This is a genomic window from Planktotalea sp. (assembly GCF_965659345.1).
Lineage (GTDB): Bacteria > Pseudomonadota > Alphaproteobacteria > Rhodobacterales > Rhodobacteraceae > Planktotalea.
Genome location: NZ_CBFHVK010000010.1, coordinates 74,363 through 94,549, shown reverse-complemented (window position 1 = coordinate 94,549; position 20,187 = coordinate 74,363). Strand labels below are relative to the sequence as shown.

Below are 20,187 nucleotides of genomic sequence, written 5' to 3'. Positions count from 1 at the left end.
AATGACCGATAAACCCCGCTCTCATGGTCGCAAGGCGATCCGCCCGACTTTCAAACCACGCGAATTGATGACACCAACGCCCGAACTTGCCGGCGTATGGCGCGCGCAAATTATCACATTGTTTCCTGATGCGTTTCCCGGCGTTCTTGGGGCATCTCTGACAGGCAAAGCTCTTCAAGAGGGACTGTGGCAGATGGAGACGATTGATTTACGCCCTTTTGGGGAAACCAAACATCGCAATGTAGATGACACACCAGCAGGCGGCGGCGCAGGCATGGTTTTGCGTGCGGATGTGCTGGGAAAAGCCCTTGATACCGCCGCAGAATCAGAGCGTGGAAACTGGCCGCGCGTCTATCTGTCCCCGCGTGGTAAGCGCCTGGATCAAAAGATGGCGCAACGCTTTGCGGCTTGTGACGGGATCACCTTGCTTTGCGGGCGTTTTGAGGGTGTCGACGAGCGTGTGATCGAAGAATACGACATCGAAGAAGTCTCTCTTGGTGACTTTATCCTCACAGGCGGCGAGATTGCAGCGCAGGCCTTGATTGATGCGACAGTGCGGCTTATACCGCGTGTGCTTGGGAACTATGATTCCACGCAGGACGAATCGTTCTCGCATGGTCTCCTAGAGCATCCTCAGTATACGAAACCTGCGGTCTGGAAGGATCGTGCGATACCGGAAATACTTCAGTCCGGCCATCACGCGAAGATATCTGACTGGCGGCAGGCAATGGCCGAAAGGCTCACAAAAGAAAGACGACCTGACCTCTGGCGGGCTTGGTGTGCAGCGCACAACAGGGACCCGGATGAAGACCAAGAGCTCTCATAGGACGCAATCACTTCGCGGGAAAACCGTGAGCATACATAGGAGATGAGACATGGATCTTATCGCACAATTGGAGGCCGAACAGGTCGCCGCACTTGGGAATGATATTCCTGATTTCAAAGCCGGAGACACAATTCGTGTTGGCTATAAAGTAACCGAGGGCACGCGCTCTCGCGTTCAGAACTATGAAGGCGTGTGCATCGCGCGCAAGAACGGCAAAGGCATCGCCGGTTCTTTCACAGTTCGCAAGATTTCCTTTGGTGAAGGCGTGGAACGTGTGTTCCCACTGCATTCCACAAACGTCGACAGCATCACAGTTGTGCGCCGTGGCCGCGTTCGTCGCGCCAAGCTGTACTATCTGCGCTCACGTCGCGGTAAGTCCGCACGTATCGCTGAAGATACAACTTACAAGCCACTCAAGGGCTAAGGAGAGCGCACATGAAAAACGATATTCACCCAGACTACCACATCATCAATGTGAAGATGACCGATGGTACGATCCACCAGATGAAATCCACATATGGCAAAGAGGGCGACCAGCTCGCGCTCGACATCGACCCGTCTGCGCACCCTGCATGGACTGGTGGCGGCACACGCTTGATGGATGCTGGCGGACGTGTTTCCAAGTTTAAGAAGAAATACGAAGGTCTTGGCTTCTAAGCTTAGCTACTTACTTCGAGATCGCAGAAACGCCGTTCCTTTGGGGAGCGGCGTTTTTCGTTTAGGTCAATTCCAGTTCTAACACACCGGTGCGATAGCACCCTTTGACAAGATTGCCTCCATTGGCGACTTCTGGAAAATCGTCAACCCAATCGCGGAACTTGTCATTGCTCACGATGCGCGCGCCGTAGTCACGCGCGGCCTTAAGAATAAATGGATCAGCTGGTTTTCCTTTGGGAACAACCATCACCTGCGCAGCCGGAAGCTTCACGAGTTTGCTCATAGCCCGGTGATGTAGATATTCATTGCGGAGTAAATAGCCCGCGTTGGCATCGAACATTACGCCAACAATATATTTTTTCGCCTGCAATTCTCGGATCACGTCACGAAGCGGTTCTATTCGAGGCGTTTGATCGCGCCAATACATAACATTCGACCCGTCGACGATGATCCATTTTGCCTTTCGCCATTTTCGCCAAAGCAACCAAAGGCTCGCAAACGCGCAGGGAACTCCAAGAAGAAGTAGATCTGACCATGCCCTCAAGATTAGCCCAGCAGCGCAGAGGATCAGGGAAAAAAGAAACAATATCAAAGGCGTTTTCATAAGGTGCCTGTTATTTAGATTACAACGAACAAACTTTGACCACCTAAAGCTTTGGAGAAAATAAGCTCAAATCGTGCTTTATTACCGACTTCTAAAAGTTCGACGCAGGCCAAACGCCGTCGTAACCAATACCAGAATACAAAGCAAAGCTTTGGAAGCGCTTTCCATAGTTCCATCAATTAACAGTGCATGCAAAATGCTGCCTGCCACGATTACAACCACGAAAGCGCTATGCGCCATCTGCCATTGGCGTAGTGAAAAACGAAACCTGCGACGCGCCAAAGCCAGCACAGCTGTCCCCAACAGCGCCCACATAGCGATGACACCCCAAAGTGAAAAGGGCGTCGGTGACCGCAAAAGCAAAGCGTCCACAACGTCCGGTGGGCTGGTAATCCAAAGAGCAGCAACATGAAGGACAACAAAGATCGTAAGCGCGGCACCCAGCCAACGATGCAGGCGTCGTCCTGTTCGCACAGTAACATGTGGCAGCGCTGCGCTCGCCAGGAGGGGTTGAAGCAGTAAAACACATAGGCCGAGCACGCCAGAAATTCCCGCTAAGATGTAGATTGGATCCCGCCAAGCCAAAAGCGGACTGTTCATCGCGAGTACGACTGGCAGCACAAGCGCGATAATCAGCGCGCTCCAAACTAAAAGCGATCTGGTACGATTGGCGTGCAAAACCTAAGCAGGCTCAAGCACGAAATGCGCTTCTAGGCTGGTGTCGCTCGAGCGCTCCATTACAGGGCGCAAAAACACAGTTTTGAAATCTGCGCTATCGTAGGCCAAGTGCCCATGCGCTTGCCCAAACGCAGGAACGATTTGTGGCATTTCTAACCGAAACACCCCATTTTCGTCGCTCAACGTCGCGCCGTGAGAGCGTTGATCGCGTTCATGGCCTTCTGTCGTATGCGCCCAAATCTGAATGCGCTGACCCGCAAGCGGAGCACCGTCACCGGCGCGGCGCACGGTGCCGCTCATCCAGAAACCACCGCCACCAATCTTATCGACGATAGGTGCATCCGGGCGATAATTGTTCGAACCGCCGCGCATCGTTTTGCTTGGCGCAAGCGTCTTTGCCTGAGCGGGAACGCGAAAGCCCGAAACACCAGTCACCAGTGCCGCCCCAGTGGCGGTCAATAGAGTTCTACGATTTGGATGTATCAAGGTCATTTTTGCGCCTTTCGATGTTCACGGTCAAAACGAAAGATAGCACTGGATAGAGCGCCTTTCTACTCAACCCCACGCGATGCATGATAAAGACGGCCCAAAGACCAACACAGATGCGTGACTGTGTAGGTAAAGCTAAAAAGGCAAGGTCCAAGCCATCGCTCCGCAAGTGTAGCGGTATTCCTTCGCAAATACTGGACATATCGGCACTATCAGCGCAGGACTGGAACAGCTACATAACCTGGCTTATCTTGAGTAACACTGCTATGCCCCAACGTCCCCTTTGGCTCATTCTTGCGCCGTTCATTTTCCTCGGGCTTTGGTCCGTGGGCTACTCTGTTGCCAAGATCAGCTTACTCTACACCGACCCCATGACCTTGCTCGCGCTGCGGTTTGGCTGCGTCATCGTCATTATGATTATTTTGTATTTGATCATAAGACCCCCCTTGCCCCAAACACGCGCTGAATGGGGGCATCTGGCCTTTGTCGGTTTTCTGCTTCAAGCGGTTTACTTTGGCATGAACTACTACGCCTTTAATTCAGGCGTCGGAGCTGGAACGCTTGCACTTTTCATGTCATTTCAACCTATTCTGGTTGCGCTGGTTGCCCCCCTTTGGACAAGCGAGATTGTATCACGACGCACCTGGATCGGTCTTGCCCTAGGTTTATGCGGCACACTTCTCGTGATCAACGCGCGTACAGAAATCGAACCACCCACGCTTTTGGGCCTCACCTTTTCCACACTTGCACTGTTGGGTATCACCAGCGGTTCACTTTGGGAGAAACGGTTTGGTTTGAATCATCATCCTGTCACCTCAAACCTGATCGGATACACGGCAGGTTTTATTGGCATTCTGCCTGCACTTGCGTTGCAAGACAGCTTTGAAGTGGAATGGACTAGCCCGTTCATCGCTGCGCTCGCCTATCTGGTGATTGGCAATTCGGTGATTGCTGTTGGCCTGTTGCTTGCGATGATCCGTGCAGGGGATGTCAGCCGCGACTCAGCATTGTTCTTTTTGGTTCCGCCACTGGCCGCGATGGTCGCGTGGGTTTTGCTGGGTGAAGTAATGCCACCGCTCGCGTGGCTCGGCCTCGCTGTTGCTTCGCTTGGTGTTTATCTCGCAACACGAAAGAAACGTGATGTTTGAGCGCTATGCGGTTTACTACACCTTTGATGGCGCGCTTGGTGCGGCTGGAGCGGATTGGCTGGGCTGGGATATCGTTCGCGCTACGGCGATTAGGGATGCCAGAGAAGAAACCAAAAGACCTCGCAAATACGGGTTTCACGCAACGCTAAAAGCGCCGTTTCAATTGGCACAAGACCGGAGCGAGGCTGAACTGCGAGATGCGTTTTTTCGCTTGTGCACAAAATTAACGCCGATCACGCTTGAAGGGCTACAAATCCAAAGCATTGGTCGCTTCCTTGCACTAACAGCTGAAGGGGACACGACAGCCCTTATGGCATTAGCGGGCACGGTCGTACGTGAGCTAGATGCCTTTCGTGCGCCGCTGACAGAACAAGAGCGCACAAGACGGCTTAATGGACGTTTGAACGCTGCTCAACTCGCGAATGTAGAGCGCTGGGGATACCCTCATGTGATGGAGCAATTTCAGTTTCATGCGACCCTAACGGCACCTTTAAACGATACACGCGCACAGCTCGTCCGCGATGAAGTTACAGATATCTTCACGCCCCTTTTACCCCGACCATTTCATATGACGCACCTTACAGTGGCAGGGCAGCGCACGGATGGTTTCTTTGAGCAAATTGTTCGCGCGCCAATGTCGCACGCATCGCAGCATTAAGTGACTGCAATGCGTCTGTTTCCAAATAGCCGCGCACGCCCTCTTCCCCTTAAGAGACGCATGCTCTAATTCGAGATCAATACCGAAGTGGGGAATCCTAAAGATGGCGCATATTATTGTTGTCGGAAACGAAAAGGGCGGTGCGGGTAAATCCACTGTCTCAATGCATGTGGCCACAGCTCTTTCTCGCATGGGCCATAAGGTTGGCGTATTGGATTTGGACCTACGTCAGAAAACGTTCGGGCGTTATGTCGCCAATCGCAAAGCGTTCTTGAAGAAACAAGGCGTTGAACTGCCCTGCCCTGATTACCGTGAGTTACCAGAGATCGACCAAGCCAACCTACGCCCTGGTGAGAACGTCTACGATCACCGTCTTTCTGCAGCTGTCGCCACGCTGGAGCCTGATTGCGATTTCATTGTGATCGATTGCCCTGGCTCGCATACCCGCTTGAGCCAAGTGGCGCATTCACTTGCAGATACATTGGTGACACCGCTTAATGACAGCTTTGTGGATTTCGACCTGCTCGCGCATACAGATACAGATGGCGTTAAGATCGAAGGGCCTTCGGTCTATTCCGAAATGGTTTGGAACGCCCGCCAATTGCGCGCGCAAGCGAAACTGCCGCCGATTGATTGGATCGTGCTTCGCAATCGCATGGGTGCGCAGAACATGGTGAACAAGCAAAAGATGGAAGCCGCGATTGAGCAACTGGCGAAACGCATTGGGTTTCGCGTTGCGCCGGGTTTCAATGAGCGTGTTATTTTCCGCGAACTGTTTCCACGCGGTTTGACGTTGCTTGATCTCAAAGAGGTTGGCGTGAAACAGATGAACATCTCTAATGTCGCCGCGCGTCAGGAACTGCGTGATCTGATGAAAGCGCTGAACCTACCGGGCGTCACCATCGACTTTTAAGGCTCGTTTTCATCATTTGAATTCCAAACAAACGCGTTTTGGATGTTGTTAGTTACAAAACCAACTAATATCTACAGGGCAACCTGAACACAGGAGCCACAGATGAATCGCCACGTCAGTCCGACCCCGCTCACCCAAGCTGCAACCCCGATGGGCACGCACCCCGGCTACATGCCAGGCTTTGGGAATGACTTTGAAACAGAAGCGCTGCCAGGTGCATTGCCACAAGGCATGAACAGCCCGCAAAAGGTAAATTACGGTCTGTATGGCGAGCAACTGAGCGGCACCGCATTCACAGCCCCCAGCCATCAGAACGAACGTACATGGTGTTATCGCATCCGCCCTTCTGTGAAACATTCCCACCGCTACGCTAAGATTGACCTGCCCTATTGGAAATCTGCACCGCATGTAGATCCCGATGTGGTAAGTCTGGGTCAGTACCGCTGGGACCCAGTCCCACATACAGATGCAGATCTTACGTGGCTCACAGGTATGCGTACGATGACAACTGCGGGTGATGTGAACACGCAGGTCGGCATGGCAAGCCACATCTATTTGGTGACGCAGAGCATGGTAGACAGCTATTTCTACTCCGCTGACTCCGAGCTGTTGGTTGTCCCGCAAGAAGGGCATTTGCGCTTTGTCACCGAATTGGGCGTGATAGATGTTGCGCCGCAAGAAATTGCAATTATTCCCCGCGGATTGCTCTACCGTGTAGAAGTTCTCAGCGGCCCTGCCCGCGGCTTTGTTTGCGAAAATTATGGCCAGAAATTCGATCTGCCCGGCCGCGGGCCGATTGGCGCGAATTGCATGGCGAACCGTCGTGATTTTAAAACACCCGTTGCGGCGTTTGAGGATCGCGAAACACCATCCACTGTTACGATAAAATGGTGCGGTCAGTTTCACGAAACTAAGATCGGGCATTCGCCATTGGATGTCGTCGCGTGGCACGGTAATTATGCGCCCTGCAAATACGATCTAACAACCTATTGTCCTGTTGGTTCCATCCTGTTCGATCACCCTGATCCATCGATTTTCACTGTTCTCACCGCGCCTTCTGGCGTGGAAGGCACTGCAAACATCGACTTTGTGCTCTTTCGTGAGCGTTGGATGGTGGCCGAAGACACGTTTCGCCCACCTTGGTACCATAAGAACATTATGTCCGAGTTGATGGGCAATATTTACGGTCAATATGATGCGAAACCAAAAGGGTTTATTCCCGGCGGTATGAGCCTTCACAACATGATGCTCCCGCATGGACCTGATAAAAATGCCTTTGAGGGTGCGTCCAACGCGGAGCTGCAACCGCAAAAGCTGGACAATACCATGTCCTTCATGTTCGAGACCCGCTTCCCGCAACATCTGACAAGCTTCGCCGCTCATGAAGCACCCCTTCAAGATGACTACATCGACTGCTGGGACGACATCGAAAAGAAGTTCGACGGCACCCCCGGTAAGAAGTAGATCAACGCTCGATGGGCGCGTGCACTAGCACGGCGCCCTACATTCATTCGCTCCCGTAGAGTGCCGTGCTATCGCACGCACCACCGCCAAAAGGATTAAATATGACGCTGCAAACTTCATGGGTGACGTCTGCAAATTCTGCAGAAACTGATTTCCCGCTCAACAATCTGCCTTACGGCGTATTTTCCACCGACACGCTCGAACCACGTTGCGGCGTCGCCATTGGCGACATGATATTCGATTGCTCCGCCGCCGAAGAAGCAGGTTTGCTCGACATCACGGACGAGCCGCTTTTTGATGTACCGTTCTGGAACGAAGTCATGGAGGCAGGTTCTCAGGTTTGGGCGACTTTGCGCCGTCGTTTGACCGATATTCTGTCTGAGGGCTTTGACGACAAAGGCGTCGCTGAAAGCTGCCTTGTTGCACAAGCAGACGCGCAAATGCATATGCCTTTCCTTGTCGCAGAATACACTGACTTCTACGCGGGCAAGCAACACGCCGTAAATGTGGGCACAATGTTTCGCGGCGCTGAAAACGCGCTTCCACCGAATTGGCTGCACATCCCGATTGGTTACAATGGCCGCTCCAGCACCGTCGTTGTAAGTGGCACAGATATTATCCGACCCAATGGCCAGACCAAAGCACCCGACGCCGATATGCCAAGTTTTGGACCCTGCAAGCGGCTTGATATTGAGCTCGAGATGGGCGCGATCGTCGGATCGGGCTCGCATATGGGCCACCCTGTGAGTGTGGCCGAAGCGGGAGAGATGATATTTGGCTATGTGCTGCTAAACGATTGGTCTGCGCGCGACATTCAGGCTTGGGAATACCAACCGCTTGGCCCTTTCCAAGCCAAAGCATTCGCGACTTCGATCAGCCCCTGGATCGTCACGCAAGCCGCGCTGGAGCCGTTTCGTACAAGCACGCCTGAGCGCGAAAAAGAGCTCCTCCCTTATCTCGCAGAAGATAAACCAGGCCTCTTTGACATTGCGCTCAGCGTCACGATGCAAGCCGCTGGCAGCGATGATGTGCACACGATCTGTAATACCAACTACACACAGATGTATTATTCTGCTGCGCAACAACTGGCACATCACAGTACATCCGGCTGCGCGATGACGCCGGGCGATTTGCTTGGCTCCGGCACTATTTCCGGCCCAACGCCTGACAGTTACGGATCGCTTTTGGAAATGTCTTGGGGTGGCAAAAACCCTATTGCTTTGGGCAATGAGACACGCACATTTATTGAAGATGGTGACACACTTGGCCTTCATGGTGCCGCCCTTGGTGATGGCTACCGCATTGGTTTTGGTTCCTGCATGGGCACGATCAGACCTTCCACAAAATTTCCCGCGTAAAGGACGAACAACATGGCAAAAGCATTCGCATCGCAAGGCGACATGACCGAAAAGAAAATCACTTTCGACGAGGTGGGCAAAGATCTTTGGGCGTTTACAGCAGAAGGCGATCCAAACTCTGGCGTTATCATCGGCGATGAGTCTGTGATGATCGTTGAGGCGCAGGCGACTCCCCGTCTGGCAGAAAAGGTCATCGAGAAAGTCCGTTCTGTCACAGACAAGCCGATCAGCCATCTTGTACTCACGCATTACCATGCTGTGCGCGTGCTGGGTGCGTCTGCCTATGGCGCTGATCAAATCATCATGTCCGACATCGCGCGCGGTATGGTGGAAGAGCGTGGTCAGGAAGATTGGGACAGCGAATTCCAGCGCTTCCCACGTCTCTTTGAAGGACATGAAAGCATTCCGGGCCTGACCTACCCAACGACAACATTCAGCGACAGCATGACTGTTTACCTCGGCAAGCGCCGCGTTGACATCAAACAGATTGGCCGCGCGCATACTGCGGGGGATGCTGTGATCCATGTTCCGGATGAGAACGTGATGTTCACAGGTGATGTCGTTGAAGACCACTCTGCCTGCTATTGCGGTGACGGCTACTTTGGCGATTGGGGTCAAACGCTAGACAATATCATCGCCTATGACGTGGACGCGATTGCGCCGGGTCGGGGCGGCGCACTTGTGGGCAAAGACGCCGTTGCAAGCGCGATTGAAAGCACGCGGGACTTCGTTGATAGCACCTATGCGCCTGCCGCACGTGTTGCGGCGCGTGGTGGTTCGCTGAAAGAAGCGTGGGACGCAGTGCGTGCCGAGTGTGATCCAAAGTTCAAGGATTACGCAATTTATGAGCATTGCCTGCCGTTCAACGTTGCGCGCGCTTATGACGAAGCACGTGGCATTTTGCATCCTCGCATCTGGACAGACAAACGCGATCTGGAAATGTGGGACGCGCTGCAAGGCTAACACCCTTGATGCTTTTACAGCGCGTGATGAAAGCCATCACTATTGCTGTACTAGCATTTAAAAACCTCTGACGCTTTTCTTCTGTCGCACCGCGCGCTGGAAGAAAAGCGCATCGCTGATACGATTGCGCAATGACTTCTTTGTTTTGCCGGCACACATAACCAACCTCATTCAGCATAAAAACGCGTTCCATGCCGCGTGCCACATTTGGGCGGCATTGTGACCAATTCGGTGAACAATTCCCTAATTCGACCTTGATCTACCACAGTTTGCACACAGTGCTGATGGATACCCATCCTTGAACGCATCTCATGTTTGAGATGTGGGATGTGTCTTTGTTGTGTAAGACCTGTTGCTGAGTGTTGGACGTGTCGCTGTCTTCAGAATGCCTGAAAACAGCTGCAACGGCATAGACACACGAGCAGGGTCACTACGGCAAGGCGCATTCCAACGACCAAGGAATACGATCTATGCCTATCGCATCAGCACTGACGATTGATAACACGGCCTCCGCCGATACGCTCATGCAGACCATTTTCGGAAACGGTGTCACCATCGTTACCGGAACTGCAGCGATTTCAGGTGTAGGTACGCAATCGGGAACATTTTCTGGCGGCGACGCGACGCTTGGAGATCTCTCAGTTGCGGATACAGGCGTAATTCTATCAACAGGTGACGTCGCTGCGTTTACGAATGCCGGTGACGGCATTTCAACAGATACAAATATCAGCGCTGGAACATCTACAAATCATACTGGTGCCGGCGACACCGATCTCGATATCGTTAGTGGCCAAACCACGTTTGATGCTGTCGTATTAGAGGCGGACTTTACCACAACTGGTAACTTCATCACGATGCAGTTCACCTTTTCCTCGGAAGAATATCTCGAGTATGTGAACAGCGGTGTAAACGATGCTTTTGGTGTTTGGATCAACGGAACCTACGCACCCTTCACACCTGCCACTAATGACTTGGTGTCGATCGATACGATCAACAACACGTCATCATCCAACCTTTACATGGACAACCCGGAGACCGCGGACACTTATAATTCTGAGATGGATGGCAGTACAGTTGTTCTATCTATCAAAGCACCCGTTAATCCTGCAGGAACCAACACCATTAAAATCGCTTTGGGTGATGGCGGCGATGGTGCGCTGGATTCCAACGTTTTAATTGCAGCAAATTCTGTTCAAACAATTGCGCTCGCGTTTGAAGACACTGTCGCAATGGAGCCGAACACGGCTGTCACTGTCGATGTGCTCGATAATGATATTGATACCAACGGCGCTGGTTTAACGATCACAGAGATCAACGGTAATCCCATCGCATCCGGTGGGAATGTTGTTTTGCCAACAGGCGAAACGATTACATTAAACGCCGATGGCACGCTCACCATCGAAAACGATGGTGATATTGGCAGCGAAGCCTTCACGTATCGCGTTGTGGACGGTGCAGGTAGCTCTGATATTGGATTCGTCACAATCAATACAGAAGCGGACGTTGCCAGTGACTTCATTGTTGAAGGCACTTTTGGCGACGACACAATTGATGCGACATATGTCGGTGACCCCCAAGGGGATCGCATCGACAACCTAGATCACAGCGACGGATCAGACGCGGACAGCATTCGCGCGGGTGCCGGCAATGACGAGATCGCGGCGGGTAACGGTGATGACACGATTGATGCAGGAACTGGCAGCGATACGGTCCTCGCGGGGTCGGGTGACGACTTTATCGAAGGTGGCGATGGAAACGATTTGCTGCGCCCAGGCCCAGGAAGTGACACCGTTCTAGGCGGCGCTGGTAATGACACGCTAGAATTGTCGGACTCAGACGTGCTCGACGGTGGCACGGACATAGATTTGTTAGACGCCACTTTTGGCGCTTTCGGCGAGACAGTCGTATTCAACGCAGACAATAGCGGTTCGACTGACAATGGCTCAACCTTCCAAAATATTGAGGTTTTCAATTCTGACGGCGGTAATGATTCCTATAACGCATCAGCAGCCGCCGATGATCTGGTCATTCTCACAGGCGCGGACGACGATACCATCTTTGGTGGGTCCGGTACCGATGTTATTGATGGTGGCGCAGACGATGACCTTTTGGATGGCGGTCTAAGCAACGACACTGTCCTTGGTGGCACCGGCAACGACACGATTTTACTCAACGACGGCTACTTGGGTGACAGTATTGTCGGCGGAGAGGATCTTGACGGCCTCGACATCGATATATTGGACGCGTCTGGTGTTACCAACGACGGCGTTAACGTTTTCCTCTCGGGCAACGAAACTGGTGCAGTGACATCAACCGAAGGCACCGCCAACTTCGAACAAATTGAGAGCTTTGTTCTCACCGATCAGGCCGATGATTTCGACGGCGACAACTCAAGCGCAAATGTAACGATTGATGGTGGCTTAGGCGACGATACGCTCAGCACAGGTTCGGGTGACGACAGTATCATTGCGGGTGACGGAAATGACAACATCGGCGCAGGCGCAGGCAACAATACTGTTCTTGGCGGAGCGGGCGATGACACGATTGAAAGCAATGGCTTTAACAACGTTATTGACGGCGGAGATGACGCTGACCGAATTGCGATAGGAATATCAAGTGGCGATACGATTTCAGGTGGCGAAGGCGGTAACGACGCTGACACGCTGACAGGTACCAGCGCAAATGACACCCTGACAATTACCTTGACCGGCAACGAAGCAGGTACGTTCCTGGATGATGACGGTGATGACGGCGAATTCACTGGTATAGAGGCCTTTGAGCTGACCGCAGGTGCCGACACGTTCAATGGAGCGGCTGCGACGACCGAGGGTACGTCAGTTTGGGGCTTTGGTGGCGATGATGTCATCACTGGCACAGGCGGCGGCGACAGTCTTGACGGCGATAGCGGCTCGGACAGCATTGATGGTGGCGCGGGCGCGGACACGATTATCGGCGATGATGGCAACGACACATTGCTCGGCGGTGCCGGTGCGGATGAAATCTACGTTTCCAGCGGCAACAACTCGATTGACGGCGGCTCTGGCAATGACGCCATTTTCGCAGGAAGCGATGCTGATATCATCGATGGCGGGATCGGCAACGATACGATTTATGGTGGCGCCGGCGACGATAGCATCGAGCTGGAAAATGATTTTGGCAATGACACTATCTTTGGTGGTGAAACAGGCGAAACCACTGGCGACACACTTGACCTGAGCGCTATCACAGATGATCTGACGATTGATCTGAGCAATGCCAACGCTGAAACGGGTACAGTTTCGGACGGAACAGGCACAGCAAGTTTTCAAGAGATTGAAAACATTACCCTCGGCTCTGGCCGTGACACACTTACGCTCGCGGATGGCGGCGGTGATGACACTGTAACTGGTTTCGATCTATCTGATTCAGGTGACACAACAGCGGTTGATCAACTCGACGTGTCGGCCCTGACGTCTGATGGTGGCACGACACCTGTAGACGTAAACGACGTCACAGTTACTGCGGATGGTTCCGGTAATGCCATTCTTTCGTTCCCGGGCGGCGAGAGCATAACGCTTATGGGCGTCGCGACGTCTGATTTGAACACCCCTGAAGCTTTGGTGGCTATCGGCATTCCCCCCGCGCTACCAAATTTCATTGTCGAGGGAGGCAGTGGTGCCGATACGATTGACGCCTCTTATGTGGGTGACCCTGAGGGCGATCAGATCGATAATCTGGATCATTCTGACAGCTCCAACGCGGATTCCGTGCAAGCTGGCGCAGGTGCTGACGTCATTGACGCAGGTCTAGGTGACGACACGATTGATGCAGGCGATGGCAACGACACCATCTTTGACAGCGCGGGCAACGATTCCGTTGTTGGTGGTGAAGGGCTTGAAACATTTGACTACACGACGCTCACAGGCGACGACACGATTGTCGGCGGCGAGCTGAATGACACGGCTGTAACGAATAGCGGTGACAAGATTGATGCCCACAATAGCGTCGAAGGCTTGAACGTTGTCTTTGATGGCGATGAGTCTGGTGACGTCACCGGCGCATCTGGTTCGATAGAATTTACCGAGATTGAGCACTTTTTAGGGGGTCAAGGCTCTGACACGATTGATGCATCGTTATCGTCGGTTCAGCAGATTCTTGATGGTGGCGAAGGCGCCGATACGATCCAAGGTGGTATCGGCGACGACATCATTGCGATGGGTCAAACGCAGGATTTCTCTGCAACGGACGGTGACGATGATACGCTTGTTCTGGTTGATGGTTTTGGCAACGATTCAATCGAAGGGTTTGAGACCCCAACTGATCTTGGTGGCGGTTCCTTCAGCGGCAATGACCAAGTTGATGTCACAGGCTTAACAGACCTCACTGGCGAGCCGGTTAATGTGGATGATGTGACCGTCTCGGATACAAATGGGGATGGTACAGGCGACGCAATCCTGAGCTTTCCCAACGGCGAAAGCATCACATTGTTTGGTGTTGATCCTGCGGACGTAACGAGTGATGAGCAACTGGTTGCGATGGGTATTCCTGCGGTACCAGTGCAATACACAAACGTTTCCCAGCTTATCTCCTTTGGGAATTTTGCAGAGCTTGATACCGACGAAGGGTCGAGCGGATATGAGGGCAGCACCGCCCCAATCATCGGGACAACCCTATCTGGTGCAGCCGCGAACGCGAATATTGTAACATTCGACTACCTCGACTTGGATGGTGACGCGCGCTTTGAAGCAAACCACATGAATCCGGGCGAAAACCTGACGGTCGATGGCGTGTCCAGCCCGATTGATGAAATCGTCATTGTAACGCTTGAGCTTACGTTCATCGATGGCTCAACTGGGACGACAACGGCAATTGGTTATCAGTTAGAAAACGGTGAATTCTTCGTTGGCGATTACCAGAACAATATTGAGGGTGACACCGTCACATCGCTTGAGATTACCAATATCTCAGACACACCAGATTCCGGCGATTTGTCTGATTTTTCAGGTGGCGGCACCTATGATCTGGATTCATTCACCTTTGTCGATCCGCTCAACTATATCGTTGAAGGTACAGGCGGCGATGACACCATTGACGCCGGTTATACCGGCGATCCGCAAGGCGACATGGTTGATGCAGGCGATAGCCTTGAGAGCGACAACGATGACAGCATTACTGCGGGCGCGGGCAACGACTCTGTTGAAGGTGACGCGGGCGAAGATTCCATCTTCGGTGAAGGCGGCTTAGACACCATCTACGGCGGATCCGGCAACGACAGCATTGATGGCGGCGACGGCGCTGACGAAATTTACGGCGGTGACGGCACACCGGGACCTGACGCGGCCGAATTGATCGCAGACGGCTCGTTCGAAAGCGCGACACCGACTGCGTTTGGGCAAGTTAACCTTTTGTCAGACTGGAATTCCTGGAACACAGGCACTTCTGACTTGAACGAAGAAGGCGGCTATGCCGCCCCTTCCGCACCGACAGATGGCGACAACTTTGTTTCTTTAGTGTACGGTAGCACGGGGTACAAAGAAGGTATTTCGCAAGACCTTGCGGCACCCCTCCAGGCAGGCACTGAATACACACTCACTGTTAATGCTGCAGCAGGTGTCTATTCGGGTACCACCACCTCAGATCCCTTAGGTGGCAGCGTAGAGATCGAGGTTTGGGGCAATCCGACCGCTGGCGTTACGGGTGTGGATGGTTCATCGACACCGGCTGGCTCTGTTCTTTTGGGCACTGCCTCTGTCACGACTACGATTAATTCCGGTGGCACGGAAATCGTCTCGATCACGTTCACACCAACAACAAACATTGAAACGATCTCACTCAGTCTTCTTGAAGATGACACTTTGTCCTCTGGTCAATTCGGCGTTCTAAATTTCGATGAAGTGTCTTTGCAGGAGACGGCACTCACGAATGACGACACGATTTTTGGCGGGATTGGCGAAGATACCATCTACGGTGAAGAAGGCGACGACGAACTCTACGGCAATGAAGATGATGACAGCATCATTGCAGGCTCCGGCAACGACACTGTTGAAGGTGGTACAGGAAACGACACAATTCTTCTTGGTGATGGTGATGACTGGGTCAATGGCGACATTGGTGATGACTCTATCGTTGGCGGTGCTGGTAATGACTTCCTGCGAGGCAGCTTTGGCGATGATACGATCATCGGTGGCACCGGTGATGACACGCTTTGGGGTGGTTTTGGTGACGACAGCATTGTTGTGGATGCCAACTTTGGTGACTACACGATTGAGGGCGAAGAAGATGCTGAAACACTTGGCGACACGATGGATGTGTCGAATGTTGTCAGTGATCTAACATGGGATCTGACCAATCCCAATCCAGAAGCAGGTAGCTTTACTGACGGCACCAACACAGGCACCTATGTCGATATTGAGAACATCATTCTCGGTGCGGGCACTGATACGCTGACGCTTGGTACTTTTGGCGGATCGAACACAGTTTCCGGCTTTTCTGCACCTACAGATACAGGTGGCGGGACATACTCTGGCAACGATCAGCTAGATGTCAGTGGTTTGCTCGATTTTGACAGCAACGCGACGCACACGGGCAATGTCACAGTCACAGAGGTTGGCGGCAACGCTGTTCTGACTTTCCCGAATGGCGAAACCCTAACACTTGTTGGCGTGCCCGCGGCGGATGTTTCTAGCCCGGCACAACTGATTGCAATGGGTATTCCTGAGGGTCCAGACGGGTATGTTGATGGCACCGCTGGCAATGACACGATTGATGTCAACTACACCGGCGATCCCAACTTTGACCGCGTCGACAACAACGATGCGCAACTGCCCGGTGCAACTGGTGATGATGACTTTATTCGTGCAGGTGCAGGTGACGATAGCGTCATCGCGAATGCAGGTAACGATAGCGTCGAAGGTGGCATAGGTAACGACACGCTTGAAGGTGGTGCAGGTGCCGACACGCTTGACGGCGAAGCTGGCGCTGACAATCTTGTCGGTGGATTTGGTGACGACAGCTTGGTTGGCGGCGCAGGCAATGACACGTTAAACGGTCAAGTCGGTGACGATGAGCTGCTTGGTGGCGATGGCTCTGATGTCTTCGCGCTTGAGGATGACTTTGGCAGTGACACCATTGTTGGTGGCGAGATTGATGATGCGGCTGGCGATACGCTTGATATGAGCGGTGTTGGCGGTGCGTTGACCTACGATCTTACTGGCGTTGACGCCGAAGCAGGTACCGTCACTGACGGCACTGGCACAGTGACCTTCAGCGAGATTGAAAACATACAACTTAGCTCTGGCACAGATATCCTGACGCTCGACAACGGATCTGGCGACGATATCGTTTCCGGCTTTGCAGCACCTTTCCTCGCAGGGGACGGTTCTTGGGTTGGTTTGGATCAGCTCGATGTCAGCAACATGATCGACGGCAACGGCGCGCCCGTAAACACGGGTGATGTCGATATCAGTGACACCAATGGCGATGGAACAGGCGACACGATTCTGACCTTCCCCGGCGGTGAAACGCTGACGCTGGTTGGCGTGCTTCCAAGCGCGTTCCCCGTTCCTGAAGCTTTGGCGGCGATTGGTATACCTTTGGCCGATTTCATCGTCGAAGGCACGGGCGTTGGCGAGTTGATTGATGCTGCATATCTGGGTGACCCAGAGGGCGACATCATCGATGCAGGCGACGCTGAGAACGGGTCTGATGATGACATCGTAGAAGCCGGTGCAGGCGACGACACAGTCCTGTCTGGTGCTGGAAACGATAGCATCTTTGGTGACGAAGGTGCGGATAGCGTTGATGCTGGTGCTGGGGACGACACTGTCTTTGGCGGCGATGATGCCGACACGATTTCAGGTGGCGCAGACAATGATAGCCTATTTGGCCAAGCAGGCGCTGACAGCCTTATGGGCGATGGTGGTGATGACGTTATCGAAGGTGGCCTCGGCGTTGATACGCTTGAGGGCGGTATTGGCAACGATACGCTGAATGGTGGTGACGACAACGACAGCATTGATGGCGGCGCTGGCGATGACAGCTTGCTTGGCAGCTTTGGCGACGACACGCTTAAAGGCGGTATTGGTGCTGACACCATGGAAGGCGGATTTGGCGATGATACTTTCATCATCACCAATGACTTTGGAAATGATGATATATTCGGCGGTTCTGATCTAGAAACCAATGGGGACACGCTTGATCTGAGCGACGTCACAACAGGTCTGACTGTTGATCTGAGCAGCGCGAACCCTGAAGACGGTACATTTGCTGATGGCACGTCCACAGCTAGCTTTGCTGATATCGAAACGATCATTCTGTCGAGTGGGGAAGACACGATCACCCTCGCGGACGGTTCTGGCCTAGATGTTGTAGAAGGCTTCGTACCCCCTGCCGATAACGGTGATGGGACCTTTACAGGTGCCGATCAACTTGATGTTTCTGGCATGACAGACTTGGATGGCAATCCGGTCAACACTTTTGATGTGACGGTTTCCGACACGAATGGTGATGGCACGGGCGATGCGATCCTGACCTTCCCGAATGGTGAGGCGATCACCCTTCTTGGTGTTGATCCGGCAACGGTCACATCTGATCTACAGCTCGCGGCCCTCGGCATTCCTATTTCTGATGGCGTGGTGACAGGTTCGGGTGTCGGTGAGCTCATCGATGAGAACTACACGGGCGATCCAGATGGTGATTTCGTTGACAATGGCGATGCACATCTTGCGGGCTACACAGGCGATGATGACAGCATCAGCGCGGGCGGCGGCGATGATACAATCATTGCTGGTCTCGGCGATGACAACGTCAACGCTGGTCTCGGCAATGATAGCATTGAAGGCGGCATTGGCGCGGACACAATTCGCGGTGAAGAAGGCGACGACACCATTTTGGGTGGTGATGGCGACGACAGCTTGCTTGGATTCGAGGGCAGCGACAGCGTCGATGGTGGCAGTGGTGATGACTTCATCAACACACGCACTTCGCTCGGAACGGGTGCGCCGGATCAAGGATATCCTGGGGCTTTCACTGGCGATAGCGACGCAACAAACGATCAAGACACGGTCGACGGTGGCATTGGTAACGACACGATCCTTACGGGCGATGATGACGACAGCGTCGCTGGCGGTGATGGCGCAGACTCGATCGACGCTGGTTTTGACGATGACACGGTTGATGGTGGCATCGGAAGCGACACGATCACAGGCGGCGAGGGCAACGACAGCCTAGATGGCGGTGATGGTGGCGACCTGATCTATGGTGACGACGTTTCTGGCGATGCGGCTCCGCTCAACATTGCGGATGAGACCGATCTATTGACGGCCAATAGCCTTGATACGATCAGCGGTGGCGAGGGCAACGACACCATCTTCGGCATGGACGACGGCGACTCCATCACAGGCGACGCTGGTGACGATGTTCTGGATGGTGGGCTTGACGACGACACGGTTGACGGTGGCATTGGCAACGACTCGATCTTGGGCGATCATGGTAACGACAATCTCATCGGTGGATCCGGTGTTGATACGCTCGAAGGTGGCATTGGCAACGATACGCTTTCAGGTGGTGTTGACGGCGACAGCCTTGTTGGTGGCGATGGCGATGACACGATCAACGTTGCGCAAGGCGATACAGTCACAGGCGGCGACGGTGATGATTTCTTCAACCTTGTTGACCTTGGCGAACTCGACACCGACACGATTACGATTACCGGTGGCGAAGGCGGTGAAACCAATGGTGACACGCTTGCACTGAATGGTTTGCACGGTGGAAACACTATCAACATCATTGATCCAGATGATGTAAATGGCGGTCTTTCTGGCAATGTAACATTGCTTGACGGAACGGTTGTAAACTTCTTCAACATCGAAAGCATCATTTGTTTCGTTCCTGGAACCGAGATCGCGACACCTTATGGTGGACGCATGATCGAAGATCTCAAGATTGGCGATAGCGTTGTCACGCAGGACAATGGCGTGCAAAAGGTGCGCTGGATCGGCAAGACGACGGTACCAGCAACAGACAAATTCGCACCTATCCGCTTTGACAAGAGCGTGTTTGCAGGGGCAAGCGATGACCTGCTTGTGTCGCCACAGCACCGTATGTTGTTCAAAGGGTATGAAGCAGAGCTTCTCTTTGGTGAAAACGAAGTTTTGGTTCCTGCTATTCATCTTCTTGATGGTCATAGCGTGACCCGCGAGAGCGTTGAAATGGTGACCTATATTCACATCATGTTCGAACAACATGAGATCATCTTTGCCCAAGGCATTGCGACAGAAAGCTTCCACCCAGGGTCCTTTGGCGTTGATTGTCTGGCACCGCGCGCTCGTGAAGAACTGTTCGCTTTATTCCCGGAGATGCGCCGTGATCTGACAAGTTATGGACAAAGCGCTCGCACAAGCCTGCGTGCAAACGAAGCGCGTGCTTTGATGAACTTCTAAACGTAAAATAG

General features: G+C 53.1%; 13 protein-coding genes. 10 read left to right on the top strand and 3 right to left on the bottom strand.

Annotation, left to right across the window (positions count from 1 at the left end):
- The first annotated feature begins 1 nt into the window (after position 1).
- Genes trmD through rpmE form a run of 3 tightly spaced genes read left to right on the top strand, consistent with a single transcriptional unit; the run spans position 2 to position 1,483 of the window.
- Positions 2-826 carry a tRNA (guanosine(37)-N1)-methyltransferase TrmD gene (trmD, locus tag ACTG3Z_RS09985; RefSeq protein ID WP_439142915.1) on the top strand — a complete coding sequence of 275 codons (825 nt, stop codon included), beginning with the start codon at positions 2-4 and terminating at the stop codon, positions 824-826.
- A 49-nt stretch (positions 827-875) separates the two neighbouring features.
- Positions 876-1,250, top strand: a complete 375-nt coding sequence (rplS, locus tag ACTG3Z_RS09980; RefSeq protein WP_375265968.1) for a 50S ribosomal protein L19 — start codon at positions 876-878, stop codon at positions 1,248-1,250.
- A gap of 11 nt (positions 1,251-1,261) precedes the next feature.
- On the top strand, positions 1,262-1,483 hold the full coding sequence (gene rpmE, locus ACTG3Z_RS09975) for a 50S ribosomal protein L31 (RefSeq protein ID WP_009830561.1): 222 nt from the start codon (positions 1,262-1,264) through the stop codon (positions 1,481-1,483).
- Positions 1,484-1,544: 61 nt separating this feature from the next.
- Here rpmE and ACTG3Z_RS09970 read toward each other — a convergent pair whose 3' ends face one another.
- From ACTG3Z_RS09970 to ACTG3Z_RS09960, 3 genes are all read right to left on the bottom strand, one after another.
- A complete protein-coding gene (locus ACTG3Z_RS09970; protein ID WP_439142912.1) occupies positions 1,545-2,087 on the bottom strand; it encodes an NYN domain-containing protein in 543 nt (180 codons plus the stop codon).
- An 81-nt stretch (positions 2,088-2,168) separates the two neighbouring features.
- Complete coding sequence (locus tag ACTG3Z_RS09965; protein ID WP_439142910.1) at positions 2,169-2,687, bottom strand: ferric reductase-like transmembrane domain-containing protein; 519 nt, start codon at positions 2,685-2,687, stop codon at positions 2,169-2,171.
- An 81-nt stretch (positions 2,688-2,768) separates the two neighbouring features.
- Complete coding sequence (locus ACTG3Z_RS09960) at positions 2,769-3,257, bottom strand: twin-arginine translocation pathway signal (protein ID WP_439142909.1); 489 nt, start codon at positions 3,255-3,257, stop codon at positions 2,769-2,771.
- Positions 3,258-3,520: 263 nt separating this feature from the next.
- Between ACTG3Z_RS09960 and ACTG3Z_RS09955 the strand changes: the two genes are divergently transcribed.
- From ACTG3Z_RS09955 to ACTG3Z_RS09925, 7 genes are all read left to right on the top strand, one after another.
- Positions 3,521-4,402 carry a DMT family transporter gene (locus ACTG3Z_RS09955; RefSeq protein ID WP_439142908.1) on the top strand — a complete coding sequence of 294 codons (882 nt, stop codon included), beginning with the start codon at positions 3,521-3,523 and terminating at the stop codon, positions 4,400-4,402.
- The gene (locus ACTG3Z_RS09950; protein WP_439142906.1) at positions 4,395-5,060 is read left to right on the top strand and encodes a DUF1045 domain-containing protein; all 666 of its coding nucleotides are present in this window, start codon (positions 4,395-4,397) and stop codon (positions 5,058-5,060) included. Before ACTG3Z_RS09955 ends, ACTG3Z_RS09950 begins: the two co-directional genes overlap by 8 nt.
- Positions 5,061-5,163: 103 nt before the next feature.
- Positions 5,164-5,973 carry a division plane positioning ATPase MipZ gene (locus ACTG3Z_RS09945; protein ID WP_439142905.1) on the top strand — a complete coding sequence of 270 codons (810 nt, stop codon included), beginning with the start codon at positions 5,164-5,166 and terminating at the stop codon, positions 5,971-5,973.
- A gap of 102 nt (positions 5,974-6,075) precedes the next feature.
- Positions 6,076-7,437 carry a homogentisate 1,2-dioxygenase gene (hmgA, locus tag ACTG3Z_RS09940; protein WP_439142903.1) on the top strand — a complete coding sequence of 454 codons (1,362 nt, stop codon included), beginning with the start codon at positions 6,076-6,078 and terminating at the stop codon, positions 7,435-7,437.
- 101 nt (positions 7,438-7,538) lie between these two features.
- Positions 7,539-8,795 carry a fumarylacetoacetase gene (fahA, locus tag ACTG3Z_RS09935; RefSeq protein WP_439142901.1) on the top strand — a complete coding sequence of 419 codons (1,257 nt, stop codon included), beginning with the start codon at positions 7,539-7,541 and terminating at the stop codon, positions 8,793-8,795.
- Positions 8,796-8,807: 12 nt separating this feature from the next.
- Positions 8,808-9,758 carry an MBL fold metallo-hydrolase gene (locus ACTG3Z_RS09930; RefSeq protein WP_439142899.1) on the top strand — a complete coding sequence of 317 codons (951 nt, stop codon included), beginning with the start codon at positions 8,808-8,810 and terminating at the stop codon, positions 9,756-9,758.
- A 470-nt stretch (positions 9,759-10,228) separates the two neighbouring features.
- Positions 10,229-20,176 (top strand): Hint domain-containing protein, encoded by a 9,948-nt coding sequence (locus tag ACTG3Z_RS09925; RefSeq protein ID WP_439142898.1) that lies wholly within the window; start codon positions 10,229-10,231, stop codon positions 20,174-20,176.
- The last annotated feature ends 11 nt before the right edge of the window (positions 20,177-20,187 follow it).

Bases quoted from the DNA above. Each gene is read 5' to 3' on its own strand.
- trmD (WP_439142915.1), top strand. From the start codon at position 2: ATGACCGATAAACCCCGCTCTCATGGTCGCAAGGCGATCCGCCCGACT.
- rplS (WP_375265968.1), top strand. From the start codon at position 876: ATGGATCTTATCGCACAATTGGAGGCCGAACAGGTCGCCGCACTTGGG.
- rpmE (WP_009830561.1), top strand. From the start codon at position 1,262: ATGAAAAACGATATTCACCCAGACTACCACATCATCAATGTGAAGATG.
- ACTG3Z_RS09970 (WP_439142912.1), bottom strand. From the start codon at position 2,087: ATGAAAACGCCTTTGATATTGTTTCTTTTTTCCCTGATCCTCTGCGCT.
- ACTG3Z_RS09965 (WP_439142910.1), bottom strand. From the start codon at position 2,687: ATGAACAGTCCGCTTTTGGCTTGGCGGGATCCAATCTACATCTTAGCG.
- ACTG3Z_RS09960 (WP_439142909.1), bottom strand. From the start codon at position 3,257: ATGACCTTGATACATCCAAATCGTAGAACTCTATTGACCGCCACTGGG.
- ACTG3Z_RS09955 (WP_439142908.1), top strand. From the start codon at position 3,521: ATGCCCCAACGTCCCCTTTGGCTCATTCTTGCGCCGTTCATTTTCCTC.
- ACTG3Z_RS09950 (WP_439142906.1), top strand. From the start codon at position 4,395: ATGTTTGAGCGCTATGCGGTTTACTACACCTTTGATGGCGCGCTTGGT.
- ACTG3Z_RS09945 (WP_439142905.1), top strand. From the start codon at position 5,164: ATGGCGCATATTATTGTTGTCGGAAACGAAAAGGGCGGTGCGGGTAAA.
- hmgA (WP_439142903.1), top strand. From the start codon at position 6,076: ATGAATCGCCACGTCAGTCCGACCCCGCTCACCCAAGCTGCAACCCCG.
- fahA (WP_439142901.1), top strand. From the start codon at position 7,539: ATGACGCTGCAAACTTCATGGGTGACGTCTGCAAATTCTGCAGAAACT.
- ACTG3Z_RS09930 (WP_439142899.1), top strand. From the start codon at position 8,808: ATGGCAAAAGCATTCGCATCGCAAGGCGACATGACCGAAAAGAAAATC.
- ACTG3Z_RS09925 (WP_439142898.1), top strand. From the start codon at position 10,229: ATGCCTATCGCATCAGCACTGACGATTGATAACACGGCCTCCGCCGAT.